Genomic DNA, 19,494 nt, shown 5'->3' on the forward strand with positions numbered 1-19,494 from the left:
GCACAGTGCTCGATACGCACTTTTGCCTCTAGCGGTCCTCTTGTAATTCTATACGCTCCAGAAAAAATTGAAATATATTAGGAATTCACTTTAATTTATTATGAAAAACCCTTATCAAAAGAATTTACTTTGATAAGGGTTTACTCATTGAATAAAAAATATTAAATTTTTATGCGAGGGTCATATAACAGCCTCTAAGTCTAAGATGAAATTTTAAGATAAATAAAAAGTGTGACTTAAGCTATCTATTAGCATAAATCACACATAAATTCTATAAAAGATAACATTATTTATACATTTGATCCCTCAAAATTAAACAGAGTGTAAACAAACCTTCAAGATAGAATTACCTATCTTGTCGACTCCTTAGAAAGGAGGTGATCCAGCCGCAGGTTCTCCTACGGCTACCTTGTTACGACTTCACCCCAATCACTAACCCCACCTTCGGCCGCGTCTTCCTTACGGTTAGACTACGGACTTCGGGTGTTGCCAGCTCTCATGGTGTGACGGGCGGTGTGTACAAGGCCCGGGAACGTATTCACCGCGACATGCTGATTCGCGATTACTAGCAACTCCAGCTTCATGTAGGCGAGTTTCAGCCTACAATCCGAACTGAGGGTAATTTTATAGTTTTGCTCCACATCACTGTATTGCTTCTCTTTGTATTACCCATTGTAGCACGTGTGTAGCCCTAGACATAAGGGGCATGATGATTTGACGTCATCCCCACCTTCCTCCCGGTTAACCCGGGCAGTCTCACTAGAGTGCTCAACTTAATGGTAGCAACTAATGATAAGGGTTGCGCTCGTTGCAGGACTTAACCTAACATCTCACGACACGAGCTGACGACAACCATGCACCACCTGTCTTCCTGCCCCGAAGGGCTTCCTCCATTACGAGTAATTCAGGAGATGTCAAGTCTAGGTAAGGTTCTTCGCGTTGCTTCGAATTAAACCACATGCTCCGCTGCTTGTGCGGGCCCCCGTCAATTCCTTTGAGTTTTAATCTTGCGATCGTACTTCCCAGGCGGAGTACTTATTGTGTTAACTGCGGCACAGAAGGGGTCGATACCTCCTACACCTAGTACTCATCGTTTACGGCGTGGACTACCAGGGTATCTAATCCTGTTTGCTACCCACGCTTTCATGCCTCAGCGTCAGTTACGGTCCAGAGAGTCGCCTTCGCCACTGGTGTTCTTCCTAATCTCTACGCATTTCACCGCTACACTAGGAATTCCACTCTCCTCTCCCGCACTCTAGACTTCCAGTTTGAAATGCAGCACCCAAGTTAAGCCCGGGTATTTCACATCTCACTTAAAAATCCGCCTACGCATCCTTTACGCCCAGTAAATCCGGACAACGCTCGCCACCTACGTATTACCGCGGCTGCTGGCACGTAGTTAGCCGTGGCTTCCTCCTTTGGTACCGTCATTATCGTCCCAAAAGACAGAGCTTTACAACCCGAAGGCCTTCATCACTCACGCGGCGTTGCTGCATCAGGCTTTCGCCCATTGTGCAATATTCCCCACTGCTGCCTCCCGTAGGAGTCTGGACCGTGTCTCAGTTCCAATGTGGCCGATCACCCTCTCAGGTCGGCTACGCATCGTCGCCTTGGTGAGCCTTTACCTCACCAACTAGCTAATGCGCCGCGGGTCCATCTCAAAGCGGATTGCTCCTTTAATTAGTTCTCCATGCGAAAAACTAATGTTATGCGGTATTAATCTCCCTTTCGGGAGGCTATCCCCCTCTTTGAGGCAGGTTACCCACGTGTTACTCACCCGTCCGCCGCTAATCCACCCCGAAGGGTTTCATCGCTCGACTTGCATGTGTTAGGCACGCCGCCAGCGTTCGTCCTGAGCCAGGATCAAACTCTCAATTTAAAAGTTTGAATGCTCATTACTGTTGTTTTTGACTACTAACAAGTAGTTCAAAAGAATTGCTGGTTTAGTTTACTTAATAAAAATCATCTTGATTTTTAACCTCTGTTTAATTTTCAAGGATCATGTCACTCATTTGCGACTAGATTTATATTTTATCATGTTTACCTTAGCTCGTCAACTAGTAATTTGTTACCAGTTTAACTTAACTAAGTTATCGCTGATTTGCGATTGGATTTATATTCTGGTTGCGGGGGCAGGACTTGAACCTACGACCTTCGGGTTATGAGCCCGACGAGCTACCAGCTGCTCCACCCCGCGACATTTACTTTTCACTTTTGTCGCTCACTCTAGCAACGAATGTTATTGTATCATCTTTATAGTTATTAAATATTGCCGTCAGCTGCTTTAAACTAAGCATACACAGGTAATACTCTAATAACCTCTTAAATCCTTTCTATCTAATATATCGACACGCCTGGTCTTGTTGTTATATACTTTTCCTTTAGATTTCTATACTACATTTCTACATAAGAGTTCATGCTAAAAAAATTAAATTACTTTTAGGAATATGTCGCTAAAACTAAAAATACTTAAAGCATTCAAAGTTTAGCAACATATTCTAAAATATAATTTAACTTTTAATTCTCTAAACCTTACAACATAAAATAAATTATTTCTTTTAAACTGATATTACTTAAATTCCTGTACTAACTTCTCAAAAGCAGGAATTGATCTTTCAATCATATCAAACTTTACACAATAAGACATTCTAAAATGTCCTGGACATCCAAAACCACTTCCTGGAACAAGCAATATATTATATTTCATGGCTCTTCTAACAAACTCCACATCATCATCTATCAATGCTTTTGGGAAAAGATAGAAAGCCCCTTGTGGTTTTACACATTCAAAGCCTAATCTTGTTAAATTATCATATAAGAAATTTCTTCTTTTTTCATATCCAGTAATATCTACCTTAGCGTTTATTGCATCTCCAATAACCTTTTGAAATAGTCCTGGAGCATTAACAAAGCCGAGAGTACGATTGCAGTAGGCCAACGCATCTGAAAGAATATCTGCATTTTCTATTCTACTACTTACAGCTATGTACCCTATTCTTTCTCCTGCAAGACCTAAGGATTTACTAAATGAATTAACTATAATAGTGTTTTTAAAAATAGAAAGTAAACTTGGAACTTTAGCGTTATCATAAACTATCTCACAATAAGGCTGATCTGAAATAACATATATAGAAATTCCATATTCTTTTTCTTTTCTCGTCAAAATTTCTTCAATACTTCTTAAAATTTTCTCACTATATACAACTCCAGTTGGGTTATTCGGATTATTAATTATTATAGCTTTTGTCTTTGGTGTAATGCTTTTTTCGAAAATATCTAAATCTGGCTCAAAGGTTGATTTATTAGGAGCTACTACTACTGTTTGTCCACCACAATTGTCAACATAACAATTATACTCTACAAAATAAGGTGCAAAAACAATTACTTCTTCTAAAGGATTAAGAAGTGATTTTAATACAACATTTAGCCCTCCTGCTGCTCCAACTGTCATTACAATATTGTTTGCTGAAAGCTCAACTTTACTTTCCTTCTCTAAGCTTTCAGCGACTTTTCCTCTGACATCTGCATAGCCTGCATTACTCATATACCTATGTATTCCTTTTTCACCGCTTGTTATATGTTTTTTAAGTGAGTCTATGACTTCTACTGGTGGCTCTGCGTAAGGATTCCCTATGCTGTAATCATAAACATTTTCTGCTCCATACTTTTCTGCAAGTCTTGTACCTTCTTCAAACATTAATCTTATCCATGATGAATTTTTTAAATTATTTACTATCTTTTCTGAAAACATAAAACATCCCCCTTGTTTTCTTATATTATTGAAAAGCTGCAGTATACCTTTCAACTATTTTAATTATACCATTATTTTCTTCACTTTTGTGTCTTTATATTTTAAATTTACACTTAAATCTGAATATTTTTGCATTTTTCGTATCTTAATATAATTATAATTCCTTATATTTAAATATTAGTAAATTATTCATTCTACAATTGAAATTATGAAACTCCTCTTCTTTATGTAAGAGGAGTATTTACTGAGTGAGCGGCCATATTAAAATTGGCACGCTGTGTAAGTGACTATCACCAAATCATAGATTTGGGATATCTACTTAGGATTTTGCATCTCTGCTTAAAACAAAATCACTAGATATTTAGCTTCTAGTGACTTTGTTTTATATATTTCAGAATCTAATAGGATAAGACTTTTTGACCTTCTGAATCAAAATACTCTTTTACCGATTTAGCTAAAGAATCTGCTATCTTATTTTGATATTCTTCGCTCTTTAACTTTTCTTCTTCCTGTGGATTAGTCAAAAAACCACACTCCACAATCACTGAAGGTATATCACTATGACACCTTAGAACCTTATAAGCATTTTCAGCAGGTTTCTCCACACGATTATTTTTCTTATTTAAGTCAATTTTGAAATTTTCCTGTATAATATGTGCTAATTTTTCACTCTCCCACTTTTTGAGTACCACACTTGAGCGCCATGGTAATAACTTTGCTCAAAAAAATTCTGATGAATGCTTATAAAAACATCACAATTTGAATCTCTTTTCATTTTGCATCTATTATTTAAGTCTTCATTTTTTTTATTTCTTATGCTTCCTGTGAGCCCATAAAGTCCTTTATCACTGTCTCTTGTCATAACAACTACATACCCCATATTTTTAAGTCTATCTCTTAATTTTAAACCTATACTTAAATTTATATGTTTTTCCTGGCAACCTCTTTTTGATTTTGCTCCTCCATCAATTCCTCCATGTCCCGGATCTATCAATATTATTTTATCTATTTCTGCTTTAACAGGAGTGGTATAAGTTGCAACAGTACTGCTATATTTCACATATATTGCACATATCATACTTATGAATATTACACAAATTCTTAACGTTATTTTTTTATTTATACAATTCAATATCTTTCACCTCCACTTTATGTATTTCAGATTTTCATCAGTATTTTATGTAAATTTATAATTATTATTGCACTTATACTAAATTCAAATAAATAAAAACACCAGACATAAACATCTAGTGTTTTTAAAGCTTATAAATCTATTCTATTTAAAACATCTCTTAATTCTATAAGTTCTTCCTTAGTAAGTGTAACACCTTTACCCATCTTCTCATGTTCTGGTGCCCAGTCTCTAATATCATACTTAGGTTCTTTATCATTCCAACTTATAAGATTTAATTCTTTCTTCCATCCTTTTGAAGATTCTGAAAGAGTACCTATCGCTTTTGTTATTTCATATTTTATCTCTGGCATATTTATACCTCCCGTTTTATATTTTCCGTAAATTATTAATTTAAAAATTTAATGCTTATTTTATCTGAATACTCTATAGTTATTTTACCATGATGATGCTTAAAGTCCATAGCTTCAATAGTATTATAGTTTTATCCAAGTGATTATGTAATTTTAGATAAAATAAACTCCCCTATTGTATACATATCTACAATAAGGGAATTTATATAATACATATTTATGTAATTTTATGCTATTATTTTATTTCTTCCACTGTTCTTAGCCTCATATAATTTACTGTCTGCTTCTTTAATTAATTCTTCTTGATTTAACTGCTCCTCAAGCAGTGTTCTAACCCCAAAGCTAGCTGTAACTTTTATTGTTGTTCCTTCATATTTTATTTCAGCATCCTCTATAGATTTTCTCATTCTTTCTGCGACATTTATCGCAGAATTTTTATTTGTATTCTTTAAGTACACTACAAATTCCTCACCGCCATAGCGAGCTACCCAATCTATATCTTTTCTTATAGATCTACTAAGTATAGCTGCAACAGTCTTTATAACTTCATCACCAGCTACATGTCCATAAGTGTCATTTACTTTTTTAAAAAAGTCTATATCTACCATTATCAGAGATACTGGTTCTCCGTTTAAAGAGCTATTTATCATGTCAACAGGAAGTCTTTCATTTATAAATCGTTTATTGAATACATTAGTAAGAGGATCTGATATCACTAATTCATTCATATGATTTACTACACTATGAATTGTATCGCTGTCCTTACTTTCTATGTTTTCTATTACTCCACTGTTAGTTATATCTTTTAAAAGCTCAATGATTACTGAGGTATTCTCAAATTGGACAGGTATAGCAGTAAGCATGTACACTTTTTCTCCGTTATATTCTATCTTAACAAAAGTTTCATTTTCATTATAGGCCCTAGCCGAAACACAATTACTACAAACCTTTCCCTTTTTCCAAAAACTATAGCAGGATGCTTCTAGTTCAGTGACCTTATTTAACTTTAAGTCTAAAATTTGTTTTTTCATTGGGTTTACTATCCTAATTACATCATATATCTTTTCAAATACTGACATAGTATCTATTAATAACTTTACATTAATATCTTTATTATCCATGGCAGTTCCTCCCCAATATTAAAAATATTGTTTATTATCATATTATATCATTAAATACATTATACTAATAGATAATTATTGTTATATAACCTTATAACTTTTTTAGGGAGAATTTTATTTCTATATAAATAGAATACTGTAATTTAGGAAATACAAGTTAAGGCATCTTCAAAAAAATAACTAGTCAGTATACTAGTCTATTTTCTTTCAGATGCCTAAGATAAAAAATTAGTTTTATTTTTTATAAACTACTCCACCAGTTGCTTGATGGGTTGCTGTTACTGTTACTTCACATATTTGAACGTGATCTGGTACAGAAGCAGTATACAACACTATATCTGCAATATCTTCTGGAGTTAACGGCTTAATCCCTTCATAAACTTTAGCAGCCTTTTCCTTATCTCCATGAAATCTAATTACACTAAAATTAGTTTCTACAATACCAGGTTGTATATTAGTTACTCTTATAGGAGTATGTACTATGTCCATCCTCAATCCATCACTTATAAATTTAACTGCCGCTTTAGTAGCACAGTAAATAGTTCCTCCTGGGTATGCATGTATCCCTGCCACTGAACCCATATTTATAACATGACCTCTCTGATTTTCTATCATAGTAGGAACTATCTTCCTAGTCAAATATAAAAGTCCTTTTATATTAGTGTCTATCACAACATCAAATTCTTCTGGATCACCTTCTTGAACTTTTTCTAATCCTTGAGCAAGTCCTGCGTTATTTACTAATATATCTATATTTCTTAATTCTTTTGGTATATTCTCAAAAACTTCGTCTATAGCTTTTTTATCTCTTACATCTAATTCATACACATAAACCTTTGCTCCATATTCTTTTTCTAACTCACCTTTTAAGCTATGCAGTTTTTCCATGTTTCTTGCACAAAGTAAAAGTATAGCACCTTCCTTTGCAAATCTTCTAGCTGTAGCTTCACCTATTCCGCTACTAGCTCCACTTATAAAAACAATTTTATCTCTTATCATAAACTCACCTCATTTTAAATTTACGCTTATACAGGTATTATACCATATATTAGTATTGCGAGAATATTACCTCAAATAAATTTTATAAGCTTTATTTAATACCTCCCATGCAATTTCCATATCCTTTTCTTCCGTTCTCCAATTACTTATAGCTGCTCTTATTCCAGGTGTTCCTTTATATACAGTTTGAGTAAAGAATGCTCTGCCATCTTCATTAACTATTTTTAAGAACTGCTGTATTTGTTCTAATGTAGCACTATGATTACCTAAATTAATAGTAAAACAAACTACATTTAGTCTAGTATCAGACAATAACTTAAAGTTTTTAGATTCTTCAATCTTTTTAGTCAATACTTCTGCTAAACTACAATTTCTTTCAACTATCTCCTGGTATCCATTACTTCCATAAGCCTTCAAAGTAAACCATGCTGGAAGAGCTCTAAGCCTTCTGGAATTCTCTGGAGTTAAATGAACAAAATCAGGATTTTCTGAAAGTTCCCCTAAGTATATAGCATTATTTTGAAAAACTTGGATTTGAAGCTTAGTATGTTTAGTAAATTGCATTGCACTATCGTAAGGAACGTTAAGCCATTTGTGTGCATCTACCGTAATAGAATCAGCTGCATCTATTCCTTCCATAAGTTTTTTATACTTTGGAGAGCAGGCAGCAAAGCCTCCAAAAGCTGCATCTACATGAAGAAAGAAATTATATTTTTTCTTTAATTCCCTTATTTGCTTTAAATCATCAAAATCCACAGTATTTACTGTACCTGCACTTGCCACAACAATGCAAGGTGTTCCATTATTTTGTTTTAAGTAGTTTTCTAATGCTTCAATGTCTATTGCTTCTCTACCATTAATAGATGGAATATAGTGCATATTGTCTCTTCCCATGCCCAGCATAGATAAAGATTTTAAAATACTTGAATGGGGTGCAGCACTTATAATTTTTATTGGTGGAAGACTATACATACCATTTTTAGCTATATCAAAACCCAATTCATTAGCTACCCACTGTCTTCCAATTGCTAATCCCACAAAGTTAGCCATAGTTGCACCGGTAACAAAGGCTCCTGAATATGCCTGTGGTAAACCAAAAAGCTGTTTTAATAAATTAATAGTTTCTTCCTCAATTTTTGTACCACTGGAGTTATCTCTACCTGAGGCATTTTGATCAAAGGCACTTACCAGCCAATCTCCCATTAACGCCGCAGGAGTTGATCCTCCTGTTACAAAACCAAAGTATTTAGACCCTGCACTAGAAACTATTCCTTTATAAAACCTCTCTATGAATTCCTCTAAGGCTTTTTCTCCCCCTAAACCCTCTTGATTTAATTGAGAATTATTATAACCCTTTGAATCTTTCGAGAAAGTTGGTATCTCATCAATATCCTTTAGAAATGTACATGCATTATTTTTTACTTTCTCTAATAGATTATTTATATTTTCTAAATCACTTTTTAAATATTTGTCCATAATTATTCTCCCTTCAAATTATGTTATACTAGATTAATGACACTTTATAAGTAATTAATATGTTCTATATCTGTAATTCCATAATCTTTTCTATCTTTCCTTTATAGCATTTTTCCTCCTTTAATATTTTATTCGACTCTATTGTTATGATATGATATAGTATTTATATCATAATTATACCTTTATATTATGCATAACAGTCAATAACACACTATAACACTTAAGGAGAAAATAAAAATGCACATAGATTTAAATAGAAATTCTAATATACCTTTATCAGTACAGATTTACCAATCCATATCTGATCGCATATCCTCAGGTTTAATAGAAAAAGGTGCTAAATTACCTTCTGTTAGAAGTCTTTCAAAAACATTGAAAGTAAGCTTGGTTACTGCTGTTAAAGCTTACTCTTTACTGGAAAAAGACAACTTTATAGCAACTATACAAGGAAAAGGTACTTATGTTCAGTCAGAAGATGTAGTTAATAATAACAATCTTGAAAATGATTCAACTTCCCTTGATTGGCAGCTTTCAATCACTGACCATCTTCCAAGGGCCCAATTTTGGAGACAAAATATAAATTTAACTACAAAGCCACAAATTCAGATGTCTGCTGCTCACGTTCACAGTTCTCTACTTCCTGAGCAGCATATTTCTAAGCATTTATCCTCACTTGTTTTAAAAAATCCATCTTTGCTCTTTGAATACGGACCTATACAAGGAGATTTGGAATTACGAGCTTCCATCTCTAACTATTTAAAAACCAAAGATGTTTCCCTGTCTGCAGAAGAAATTGTAATAACTAATGGATCACAACAGGCAATCAATCTAGTTGCCAGAACCTTTATTGGAGCAGGAGATGTTGTAATTATGGAAGCTCCAACATATACTGCTGCTATTGATGTTTTTCGCTGGCAAGGAGCTACTATTTTATCTGTTCCTGTAGATAAGGAGGGAATGCGTATAGACTTACTTTTAAAAATTTGTGATTCTTATTCTCCAAAATTAATTTATACAATACCAAGCTATCATAATCCAACAGGAACCGTTATGAGTATGCAAAGAAGAAGAGAATTACTTCATATTGCAAGAGACTTTAATTGTTTAATAGTTGAAGATGACCCTTGGAGTGAGATAACTTTTGAAAAGAGTTTTTTACCATCTATTAAAAGTTTAGATACCAGTGGACGCGTAATATATATTAAAGGATTTAGTAAGTTTTTAGCACCGGGATGCAGAATTGGAACAGTATCCGCATCAGGCTCAATACTAAATAGACTTGTAGCCGCTAAAGCAAATTCTGATCTTGGAAGTCCATTGCTAACTCAAAAAGCACTGTTACCTTTCCTTCAATCTAACTTTATAGAAAAACACTTGAAGAATTTAAACTCTATTTTAATTAAAAGACGTAATTTAGCTTTGAAATTACTTACAGAGCATATACCAATTGATGTTAAATGGACTGTTCCACAAGGAGGACCAAATATTTGGATTACACTGCCTTCATGGATGAGTGCAGAAAGTCTTCTTTTTGAAGCCCAAAGCCGTAATATCGCCTTTCTTCCTGGCTCCACATGTTATCCAAGCGAACCCGAATTTAACCATATACGTATTGGTTTCTGCTTTTTAGATGAACATCAATTAAAAGAAGGCATTCTGGCTTTATGTAGTATTATATCTTCTTTTATAGATCAGAAATGTAGTCATAATGATATACCAATAATTTAGTAAATGTTAAAAATCATAAATAGAAACTTTTGTAGTGCTAAAAGTGTACTATTCGTTCCTATAAAATTAAAGGTTTATTTATAACTTTTTTACCATAGATGTGTTAATATATAGTTATAGAAAATTAATGAAAAGCATATTAACTTTTCCAAATAGGAGGAGATGACTTTAATGAAAAGCAAAAGAATAATCTCAATTGTACTTTCACTTTCAATAACTATTGGTTCTATATTAGGTGCCTCTTATGCAGCTAAAGCCGCCGATCCGCTGCATGGTGTTGTATCCTCTAAACAAGGTTTGAACGTACGAAGTGAATCTAACTCAAGTGCAAAAATTATAGGTAGTTTAAAATTAGATGATAGCGTAGAGATATTGGAAACTACAAGTGATTGGTATAAAATTAAATTTGGTTCCTCTTATGGATATGTATCTAAACAATATATAGTATTAGATAAAAATACACCTGGTAAAAATACATCAAATAACAATACTCCACCAAAAGAAAATCAAAATTCAAACACAGGTGATAAGACTCCATCTAAAGTACCAGAATATAAAAACTTTGATCAGAGAAAAAACATAGATACCCTTAAACAATGGAAAATCAAATTTAATAGAAAAATAAAAGATACTGAAAGTAATAAAAATGAATTCAAGGTTATAGATAGCAAAGGTAATTTTGTTTCTACTAAAGTTGTAATAGAGGATTACTCAGTAACTGTTATTCCATGGAGCACTAGCTATAACTATGAAGAAACCTATAAGCTAATTATAGGAGACAATATCGAAAGCGCTGATGGCATAAAAATAAAGTATACATCAACTTTACCTTTTAGTATTAAATCAAAGGTAAATTCACTTGGCCTCGGAGAAAAAGAAACAGAATCTGTAAATAATGATAGAGATTATGATTGGTATATTGGCCAGAATGATACTGGAAAATATTTAAATGTAAACTCCGGCCCTGCTGCTGTAGCTATGGCTATTAAATGGACAAACCCTTTGCTTGACAAGTCCACAGCAGATATAAGAGATGCATATGAAAACAGTGGATCAGCTTGGAGCATTAGCAATATTGTTTCCTATCTAAAGGATTCAAAGATAAATTATAGTTCTTGCGACACAATAAGCGAAGACTCATTAAAAAAGCAACTTAAAGATGGAAACATACTTATTGCTAATCTTAATCCTCAATATATAAATTATAATAACAGCTCAGAATCTAAGGTTGGACGTTTCCATGCAGTTGATGGAAATACATATACAGTTATTATAAAAGGTTATAGAGTAGTAGATGGTAAAACTTATTTTGAAATATACGATCCATTTAACATCAACTCAAATTACTCAGATGGTTCACCAAAAGGAAAGAACAATTATTACCCTGCAAATGAGATTTTAAATTCTCTTACTGCAGAAAATGTACATCCTATTGTAATAAGTAAAAGCAACTAAAATTAAAGCACTAGAGGTAAAATCTAGTGCTTCTTTTAAATTCTTTTTGTAGTTCTTTATATAATTAATTTTCAGCCTTGAAACCTAACTTATATTACTGCAATGTTACTACTTTTCTAAAGTAATTTATCAAGCTGTCTGGTTTTTCATCTCTATAAATGTAATATGCTAATTCATCATCTAACCATATAATCACTATACTTAAAATATACCAAGCTATACTATTTTGCAGGTTAATTTGTCCCATGAAGTTAAATTTATTACTTGAATAGTCCCATATGTGTAGACCTAAAATAATATTGAGAAATATTCCAGAAAGTAATTCTACCGCTATAATTAATGAACCTCCCATTATTGTTTGCTGCCACATTTTCAAATTATAATATCCTGGATAGTCATTCAAAGTTCCAATGATAACTGCACAAAAACCTCCTATGGGAAACATCCATAAAGAAGTCCATCCGCATAAACTCAACTCAGATATGCCATTGAAACCAACTAAAGAATTTCCAAGGGCTCTTGTTATAATTTCTATATTCAGATATATGCTTCCGAAAATAAGAAAGTGAATTAATTTATTTTTGAAGTGTCTCATATTTTCATCACTCTCCTAGGTTTGTTTACATATATTTTTATCTTTTAATATTCTTTTATGTTAGGAAAGAGGAGCCTTTTTGTATAAAGCTCCTCTCTTACTACTTGTATATTTAATTTTTATCACATTCGGAATACTAACTCATATAATTTCCGTAACTTTTTTATTTATTGTTTTAATCTTTTTGATTCCTTCCATTCTGCAGCATAGTCTTGTAATATTTTACGAAGAACTTGTCCAATTTTAGAATAAGATTCATCATTAAGATTTGCAAGTGATATTCTAATAGACCACTCTGGCCCATGGAAACCGCTGCCACTTAATAAAACTATAGAAGATTGCTCTGCTAATCTTAAAAGAATGTCAACGGGCTTATAAGTTTCTTGTAGATAATTGGCAAATTCATCATTATGATTACGGCTTGCCCACTCTAGTAAATCAAATTGAGTATAATAAGCAGCATCAAAAGGATCTTTCCTTAAATCCAATCCTAACCCATCAAACAACAGTCTTTGACGACGGCGGCAAATATCTTTTGTTAATTGTTTATATTTGTTCTCTCTATCAAGTACGGCAAATAGCGAAAAGAATGCCATTTGTACTTGCTGTGGTGTTGATAATCCTGCAGTATGATTAAGCGCTACTTGACGGCTATCTGCTACTATTCTATCAATAAAAGGAATCTTATCAGGATTAGTAGAAAGCCCTGAATAACGTCTTCTTGCTCTTTCTTTCTTATCTTCATCCTGTTCTCTTAACAATTTATCAAATACATTATCTTCATAAAGTGCAATAGTTCCAAGACGCCAACCTGTTACTCCAAAGTATTTTGAATAAGAGTATACTCCTATTGTGTTGTATGGCAAATCTGCCATTAATGAACAAAAGTTATTTACAAAAGTACCATATACATCATCTGAAATAATCATTAAATTAGGATTATGATTCTCTACAATATTTTTTAACTGATCTATTGTTTCTGGTCTCATTGCTACTGATGGTGGATTGCTTGGATTAACTATAAAAACTGCTTTTATAGTTGGATTACATAATTTATCCATTTCTGAAGCAGGATACTGCCATGTGCGGGCACCATCTTCAGACACCTCATCAGCTGTTACTTTAATAACTTCAAAATTATAACGTGGTAAATGAGGTATCTCAAGGTAAGGTGTAAAGATTGGTGCCATAAGTGCAATTTTATCTCCTTTTGATAATATATTATTTGCAATTAAGGAGTCAAAAATATAGCACATTCCCGCTGTAGCACCTTCAACAGCAAATATATTAAATTTTCCTTCTAGAGGCTCATTATAGCACAACTCTTGAATAAGGTAATCATTAACCACGCTTTCAATATGTCTTAACATTCTATCTGGTTGAGGATAATTATCACCAATAATTCCATCTGCTAATTCATAAATCCAATCGTCACCATTAAATCCCTTAACTGTTACACCATAATTAATTATTTTGCTAAGAAGTTCAATCCCTGGAGCATCTTGATGTGTTTTTGCAAAGTCTACAAAACGCTCTGCAATGCCTTCCTTTTTGGGCATACCAGCTAAATCATTATCATTCCATACCCTGCGGCTTTCCTCAACAGCAAACTGACCAAAGGTGAAGAATGCTTCTCTTGGTGTGGCTGCAATCCAGTTCGGATTTCCTCTACCTGCATCTAACAGCGAATGTGCACCGCTTTTCTTTGACTCCTCAGCAAGATTAATTAATTTATCTTTAAGTTCAAAAGGACTTATTTTTCCGTAAACTCTTTCAATTTCTTCACGTTGAAAACTAAAATTATTCATGTTTGTATCCTCCCAATCATGTTTCATTTATTATATTGTTGTATTGCTCTTATAATAATTATCTACTCTTGCCCTATGCAAATTGGATATATTAAACAGTCATTTGTTATTTTAGTACTGTAATTTAATTAAATGTTTTTATCATCGCTTATTATATGCTCTTTTTCTACCGAAGAAAGTATTATGAATGTCTCCGTATTGCCAAACATCTGTATCTTTCCAATAAGTTTTTCTAGACTTACAATATTCTCAAGTCTGGCTTTCAAAATCTTACAGTATGGCCCTGTAACATGATGGCATTCAATTATAGAATCCTCGTTTTTAATAAACTCCATAAATTTTTCATTTCTTTGAACATTCATACCTACGTTTATAAGCACATTAATTTTTTTCCCAAGTTTCTCATAATCTACTACTGCTTTGTAACCTGTTATAATTCCTTCTTCTTCAAGCCTCTTTACTCTCTCTGCTACTGCAGGAGCACTGAGTGCCACCTTTTGTGAAAGTTCCTTCATAGGTATTCTTCCATCTTCCAGAAGCAATTCGATAATTCTATAATCCGTAGAATCCATAAACATTCCTCCTAGGAAAATAAATTTTATTTTTAGAGTTTAAATTAATAATAGTTCTTCTCAAATATTTCTTTAATCTCAGACAAGTTCTTAGTCTGGCCTAATGCTACCATTAGCTTGATTCTAGCTTTTTGTCCCGGAAGATTATCTCCGAGAATTACTCCTCTTTCAGTAAGTTCTCTTCCAGCACCTTCGTAACCATAATCATCAAGAACCTTACCCATAAGGCATCTGGATACTAGAACAACTGGTATATTTTTTTCTAAAGCATATTCCACTCCAGAAACCATTTTTGGCGGAATGTTTCCTCTTCCCATACCTTCAATTACTATCCCATGCGTTCCAGAATCTACGCAGAACCTTAAGATACGATCATTCATACCACATCCACATTTTATAAGATCTACATTGCTGTCAATTTCTTTTGTGGATATGTACTGATTTTTAGTGTAACTATAATAAAAGTAAACTTTGTTGTTATCTACAAAACCGATAGGCCCAAAATCCTTGCTTTTAAAGGTATCTAATGTATGAGTATTAGTCTTAGTTACCTGAGATGCCGAATGGACTTCTCCACTCATTACTACCATAACCCCTCTATTTCTAGCCTCATCGGATACTGCAGTATGCACAGCATCTATTAAGTTTGGAGGTCCATCCCACCCTGGCTCAGAACTATTTCTCATCGAGCCTACAAATATTACAGGCTTTGAATCCTTATATGTCAAATCTACAAGATATGCTGTTTCCTCAAGTGAATCTGTACCATGAGTAACTATAACTCCATCATAGCCTTCGAATTCAATTTTATTACTTATTAATCTTGATAATTCTAGCATTTTTTCTGGAGTCATGTGAGGCCCCGGCATCATGCCAAAATCTAAGAAGTGAATATCTGCAATATCTTCAATTCCTGGTGTATGTTTTAATATATCTTCCCCACTCATAGCTGGTACAGCGGCATTGTTATTCTCATCCTTTTTCATTGATATTGTTCCACCAGTAAATATAATAATAATCTTCTTCATGACAGTGCTCCTTTTCCTATTATTATGCTAAAAAATAATTATATCTGGGATAGTTTAAATATATATTTGCTGAAACTCATGAGCTCACCATCTAAAGTAGTTTTATTTTAGCATAATGTATTTACAGCGTACATGCATGAAATAATGCTATATGATGCTTTTGCATAACTTAATTATTTATTTTTATAAAATTACTTAATTAAAAAAATCATTATTGAATTAATGATTAACTTAATAACAAAATACTTAAAATTTTACTGTATTTAACATAATATTGTAAACTTTAATATACTTAATATAGCTATAGATATCCGACTTCGATAATTGATTTAATCATAGTGTTAAAAATATTATTGGATATTATACAATGATTGCTACTTCACATCTTGTAAATGTAACTTTAACAGGTGGTATTGCATTACAAACAAAAGATACTTGGTCAACTTTTATTCACAAACAGGATAGTGGAATTATTTTTGGTAGTAATATTTTGAAGAAGATGATTTTGATGGTTTTATTAAAAAAATGAATGACACTGAAGGAATTACTGTTAGAATGGATGTATCAGTTGATTATGTGAAATCTTGCTTAGAGTAGATTATGTGCATAGTCTGTGTACAATCTTATTAAAGTAAGAGAAGACTTTCAGCTTGGTTTATAATGAATAAGCTGTAAAAAAAGTGCCAGCAAAAACTTTTCTATAGGTCTTATATAATATAGTCATATAAGACTTATAGAAAAATTTTTGCTGGCCATATAATATTATTTGTATATGTAGTTATAAATTACGATTGTGATTATCTATAATTTCCTACTTTATAACAAGTTCTACAGGACAATGATCTGATCCTAGAACCTCTGTGTGGATATTAGCGCTTATTAATCTGTCCTTTAAAGAATTTGAAACACAGAAGTAATCTATACGCCACCCTGCATTATTTTTTCTAGCGTTAAATCTATAAGACCACCAAGAATACATTCCTTCTTTATCTGGATTAAAGTACCTATAGGTATCAATAAATCCAGCATCCATAAGTTCAGCAAACTTTCCTCTTTCTTCATCTGTAAATCCTGCATTTTTTCTATTTGAACCAGGGTTTTTAAGATCTATTTCTTTATGCGCTACATTTAAATCTCCACAGACAATTATAGGTTTCTTTTCCTCTAAAGATTTTAAATAATCTCTAAAGTCATCTTCCCATTTCATTCTGTATTCTAATCTAGCTAACTCTTGCTGAGAATTAGGTGTATAAACTGTTATCATATAAAAATCGTCGAACTCTAAAGTGATAACTCTACCTTCTTTATCGTGATCTTCAATATTAATTCCGTATGCAACACTTAGAGGTTCCTTTTTGTAAATATAGCTGTACCTGAATATCCTTTCTTTTCAGCATAATTCCAGTATTGATGATATCCTTCTAGCTCTAAATCTATTTGACCTTCTTGTAATTTACTTTCCTGAATGCAAAATATATCCGCATCCACCTCTTTAAAATAGTCCAGAAACCCCTTAGTAACACATGCTCTAAGGCCGTTAACATTCCATGATATTAGTTTCACAGCTATCCCTCCAAATTTTACAATATGCTCACAAATTAACCTGCAATCTTCGCAAGTATTTCGTTACTTCTACTTATAAAGCGTGACATCGCCTCTGCATCAAGCTGTTTATGGCTTATCATAGCAAGATCATAAATATGCTGACAAATAAGATTTACATCCTCTTTTTTATCTTCCATCTTATCAAGCTCAATAAGCTTTTTAATGAGTATGTTATTTTTATTTATAACTAAGGTTTGCTCTGAAGGGAACATATCCTTCATATCCATACCACCAAACATAGAACTCATTTCAGACATTCTTCTTGACTGCTCAGAAAGTAATACCATAGCAGGTACCTCAAAAGTTTTTAGTGCCTCTATAGAAATTTTTAATTTATCATTGTTCAATACTCTTTTAAATATACTTTCTACATTTTCATTGAATTCTTTATTTTCATTATCATTATTAGCTTCTGCAGATTTTAGTGTTTCAGATAAATCTGAATCTATTCTATTGAATTTAACTTCACTTTCGTTAGATTCTAAGAAGCTTATAAAGTGACTATCTATTGTGGAATTCAATATAATTGCATCTAAATCATTTTCTTTAAAAAGCTTAATATACTGTGCTTGCTGCTTTTCATCATTTACATAGAAAACTTTGTTTTCATGCTTTTCTTTATTAGCTTCAAGATATTGTTTTAGTGTTATATATTCGCCTTTAATAGTCTTGAATACGATTATATCTTTTACCTTCTCATAAAACTTTTGATCTCTTAGACATCCATATTTAATAAATATATGGATGTTGCTCCAAAAATTATTGTAATTATCTCTTTCATTTTTATAAAGTGTAGTCAATTTGTCTGCTACTTTACTTACAATGTGTCTAGAAATCTTTTTAACATTGCCATCCTTTTGTAAAAAGCTTCTTGAAACATTTAGTGGAAGATCAGCACAATCAATAGCACCCTTTAAAAGCAGTAGAAATTCTGGTATAACTTCTTTTATGTTATCTGCAACAAATACTTGATTATTATATAATTTTATTTGGCCTTCTGTTGCTTCAAATTCGTGTTTTAGTTTAGGGAAATATAGTATTCCTTTTAAATTAAATGGATAATCTACATTTAAGTGAATCCAAAATAATGGTTCATTAAAATCAAAAAATACTTTTTTATAAAATTCTTTGTATTCTTCGTCAGTACAATCCTTTGGAGCTTTTAACCATAGAGGATTTGTATCATTTAAAGGTTGTCTCTCATTATCTTTTTCCTCACTTTTTGCATTTTCATTCTCAATAAATATTTCTACAGGCAAAAATGAGCAATGCTTGCTGATAACTTCTCTTACCTTGTATTCCTCTAAAAATTCCTTACTATCTTCGCTTATATATAACGTAATAGTAGTTCCTCTTTCATTTCTCTCAGATGAAGTTATTTCATATTCAGTACCACCATCACAAATCCATTTTACAGCTTCTGAACCTTCTACATAGGAAAGAGTATCGATTTCAACTTTATCAGATGCCATAAATGCAGAATAAAATCCCAATCCAAAATGTCCTATTATTTGGTTAGACTCATCCATTTTATCTTTATATTTCGCAATAAAGTCTTCTGCACCAGAAAAAGCTACCTGATTTATGTATTTATTAATTTCTTCTTCAGTCATTCCTATGCCGTTGTCAATGATTTTTAATGTTTTATTTTCTTTATTTACTGAAACAATTACCTCATATTTTGTTTCCTCAGGTATCTTTGCTTCGCCTATGGAAGATAGTCTTTTTACTTTACTTATTGCATCACAACCATTACTTATAAGCTCCCTTAAAAATATGTCTTTGTCAGAATACAACCACTTTTTTATAATTGGAAAAATATTTTCCGTATTGATTGATATATTGCCTTTTTCTTTTACCATGAAAACCCC

12 protein-coding genes, 1 tRNA gene, 1 rRNA gene and 2 pseudogenes are annotated in these 19,494 nt (G+C 32.6%); 2 read left to right on the top strand and 14 right to left on the bottom strand.

Translation table 11 applies throughout. From position 1 onward, the window contains the following. Positions 1 to 370: 370 nt before the first annotated feature. The 8 genes and pseudogenes from RCG18_RS25720 to RCG18_RS25755 form a co-directional block, all read right to left on the bottom strand. Positions 371 to 1,879, bottom strand: a 16S ribosomal RNA gene (locus tag RCG18_RS25720). A gap of 242 nt (positions 1,880 to 2,121) precedes the next feature. Next, positions 2,122 to 2,197, bottom strand: a tRNA-Met gene (locus RCG18_RS25725). A 372-nt stretch (positions 2,198 to 2,569) separates the two neighbouring features. Continuing rightward, positions 2,570 to 3,751, bottom strand: coding sequence for a pyridoxal phosphate-dependent aminotransferase (locus tag RCG18_RS25730; RefSeq protein WP_308038816.1), 1,182 nt, complete (start codon positions 3,749 to 3,751; stop codon positions 2,570 to 2,572). Positions 3,752 to 4,149: 398 nt separating this feature from the next. Continuing rightward, positions 4,150 to 4,883, bottom strand: a pseudogene (gene cwlD / locus RCG18_RS25735) (N-acetylmuramoyl-L-alanine amidase CwlD). Between the two features lie 131 nt (positions 4,884 to 5,014). After that, positions 5,015 to 5,236, bottom strand: coding sequence for a YdbC family protein (locus tag RCG18_RS25740; protein WP_178910836.1), 222 nt, complete (start codon positions 5,234 to 5,236; stop codon positions 5,015 to 5,017). Between the two features lie 227 nt (positions 5,237 to 5,463). Further along, positions 5,464 to 6,357, bottom strand: a complete 894-nt coding sequence (locus RCG18_RS25745) for a GGDEF domain-containing protein (protein WP_308038817.1) — start codon at positions 6,355 to 6,357, stop codon at positions 5,464 to 5,466. Positions 6,358 to 6,591: 234 nt separating this feature from the next. After that, the gene (locus RCG18_RS25750; RefSeq protein WP_308038818.1) at positions 6,592 to 7,356 is read right to left on the bottom strand and encodes an SDR family NAD(P)-dependent oxidoreductase; all 765 of its coding nucleotides are present in this window, start codon (positions 7,354 to 7,356) and stop codon (positions 6,592 to 6,594) included. A 66-nt stretch (positions 7,357 to 7,422) separates the two neighbouring features. Beyond that, positions 7,423 to 8,832, bottom strand: coding sequence for an aminotransferase class I/II-fold pyridoxal phosphate-dependent enzyme (locus RCG18_RS25755; RefSeq protein WP_308038819.1), 1,410 nt, complete (start codon positions 8,830 to 8,832; stop codon positions 7,423 to 7,425). A 237-nt stretch (positions 8,833 to 9,069) separates the two neighbouring features. Between RCG18_RS25755 and RCG18_RS25760 the strand changes: the two genes are divergently transcribed. After that, entirely contained in the window at positions 9,070 to 10,560 is a 1,491-nt protein-coding gene (locus RCG18_RS25760) for a PLP-dependent aminotransferase family protein (protein WP_308038820.1), read from the top strand. Positions 10,561 to 10,731: 171 nt separating this feature from the next. Further along, positions 10,732 to 12,015, top strand: coding sequence for an SH3 domain-containing protein (locus tag RCG18_RS25765; protein WP_308038821.1), 1,284 nt, complete (start codon positions 10,732 to 10,734; stop codon positions 12,013 to 12,015). A 94-nt stretch (positions 12,016 to 12,109) separates the two neighbouring features. On the opposite strand, the gene RCG18_RS25770 is transcribed toward RCG18_RS25765, so the two are convergent. The 6 genes and pseudogenes from RCG18_RS25770 to htpG all read right to left on the bottom strand — a co-directional run bounded on the left by RCG18_RS25770 (position 12,110) and on the right by htpG (position 19,485). Beyond that, on the bottom strand, positions 12,110 to 12,610 hold the full coding sequence (locus tag RCG18_RS25770; protein WP_308038822.1) for a hypothetical protein: 501 nt from the start codon (positions 12,608 to 12,610) through the stop codon (positions 12,110 to 12,112). 167 nt (positions 12,611 to 12,777) lie between these two features. Further along, a complete protein-coding gene (gene aspD / locus RCG18_RS25775; protein ID WP_308038823.1) occupies positions 12,778 to 14,418 on the bottom strand; it encodes an aspartate 4-decarboxylase in 1,641 nt (546 codons plus the stop codon). A 128-nt stretch (positions 14,419 to 14,546) separates the two neighbouring features. Continuing rightward, a complete protein-coding gene (locus tag RCG18_RS25780) occupies positions 14,547 to 14,990 on the bottom strand; it encodes an Lrp/AsnC family transcriptional regulator (RefSeq protein WP_308038824.1) in 444 nt (147 codons plus the stop codon). A gap of 44 nt (positions 14,991 to 15,034) precedes the next feature. Further along, the gene (locus RCG18_RS25785) at positions 15,035 to 16,018 is read right to left on the bottom strand and encodes an asparaginase (RefSeq protein WP_308038825.1); all 984 of its coding nucleotides are present in this window, start codon (positions 16,016 to 16,018) and stop codon (positions 15,035 to 15,037) included. 811 nt (positions 16,019 to 16,829) lie between these two features. Beyond that, positions 16,830 to 17,581 (bottom strand): annotated as a pseudogene (locus RCG18_RS25795) (exodeoxyribonuclease III). A 35-nt stretch (positions 17,582 to 17,616) separates the two neighbouring features. Continuing rightward, positions 17,617 to 19,485 carry a molecular chaperone HtpG gene (htpG, locus tag RCG18_RS25800; RefSeq protein WP_308038826.1) on the bottom strand — a complete coding sequence of 623 codons (1,869 nt, stop codon included), beginning with the start codon at positions 19,483 to 19,485 and terminating at the stop codon, positions 17,617 to 17,619. Positions 19,486 to 19,494: the final 9 nt, after the last annotated feature.

The organism is Clostridium sp. OS1-26 (genome assembly GCF_030915445.1).
GTDB lineage: Bacteria > Bacillota > Clostridia > Clostridiales > Clostridiaceae > Clostridium_AM.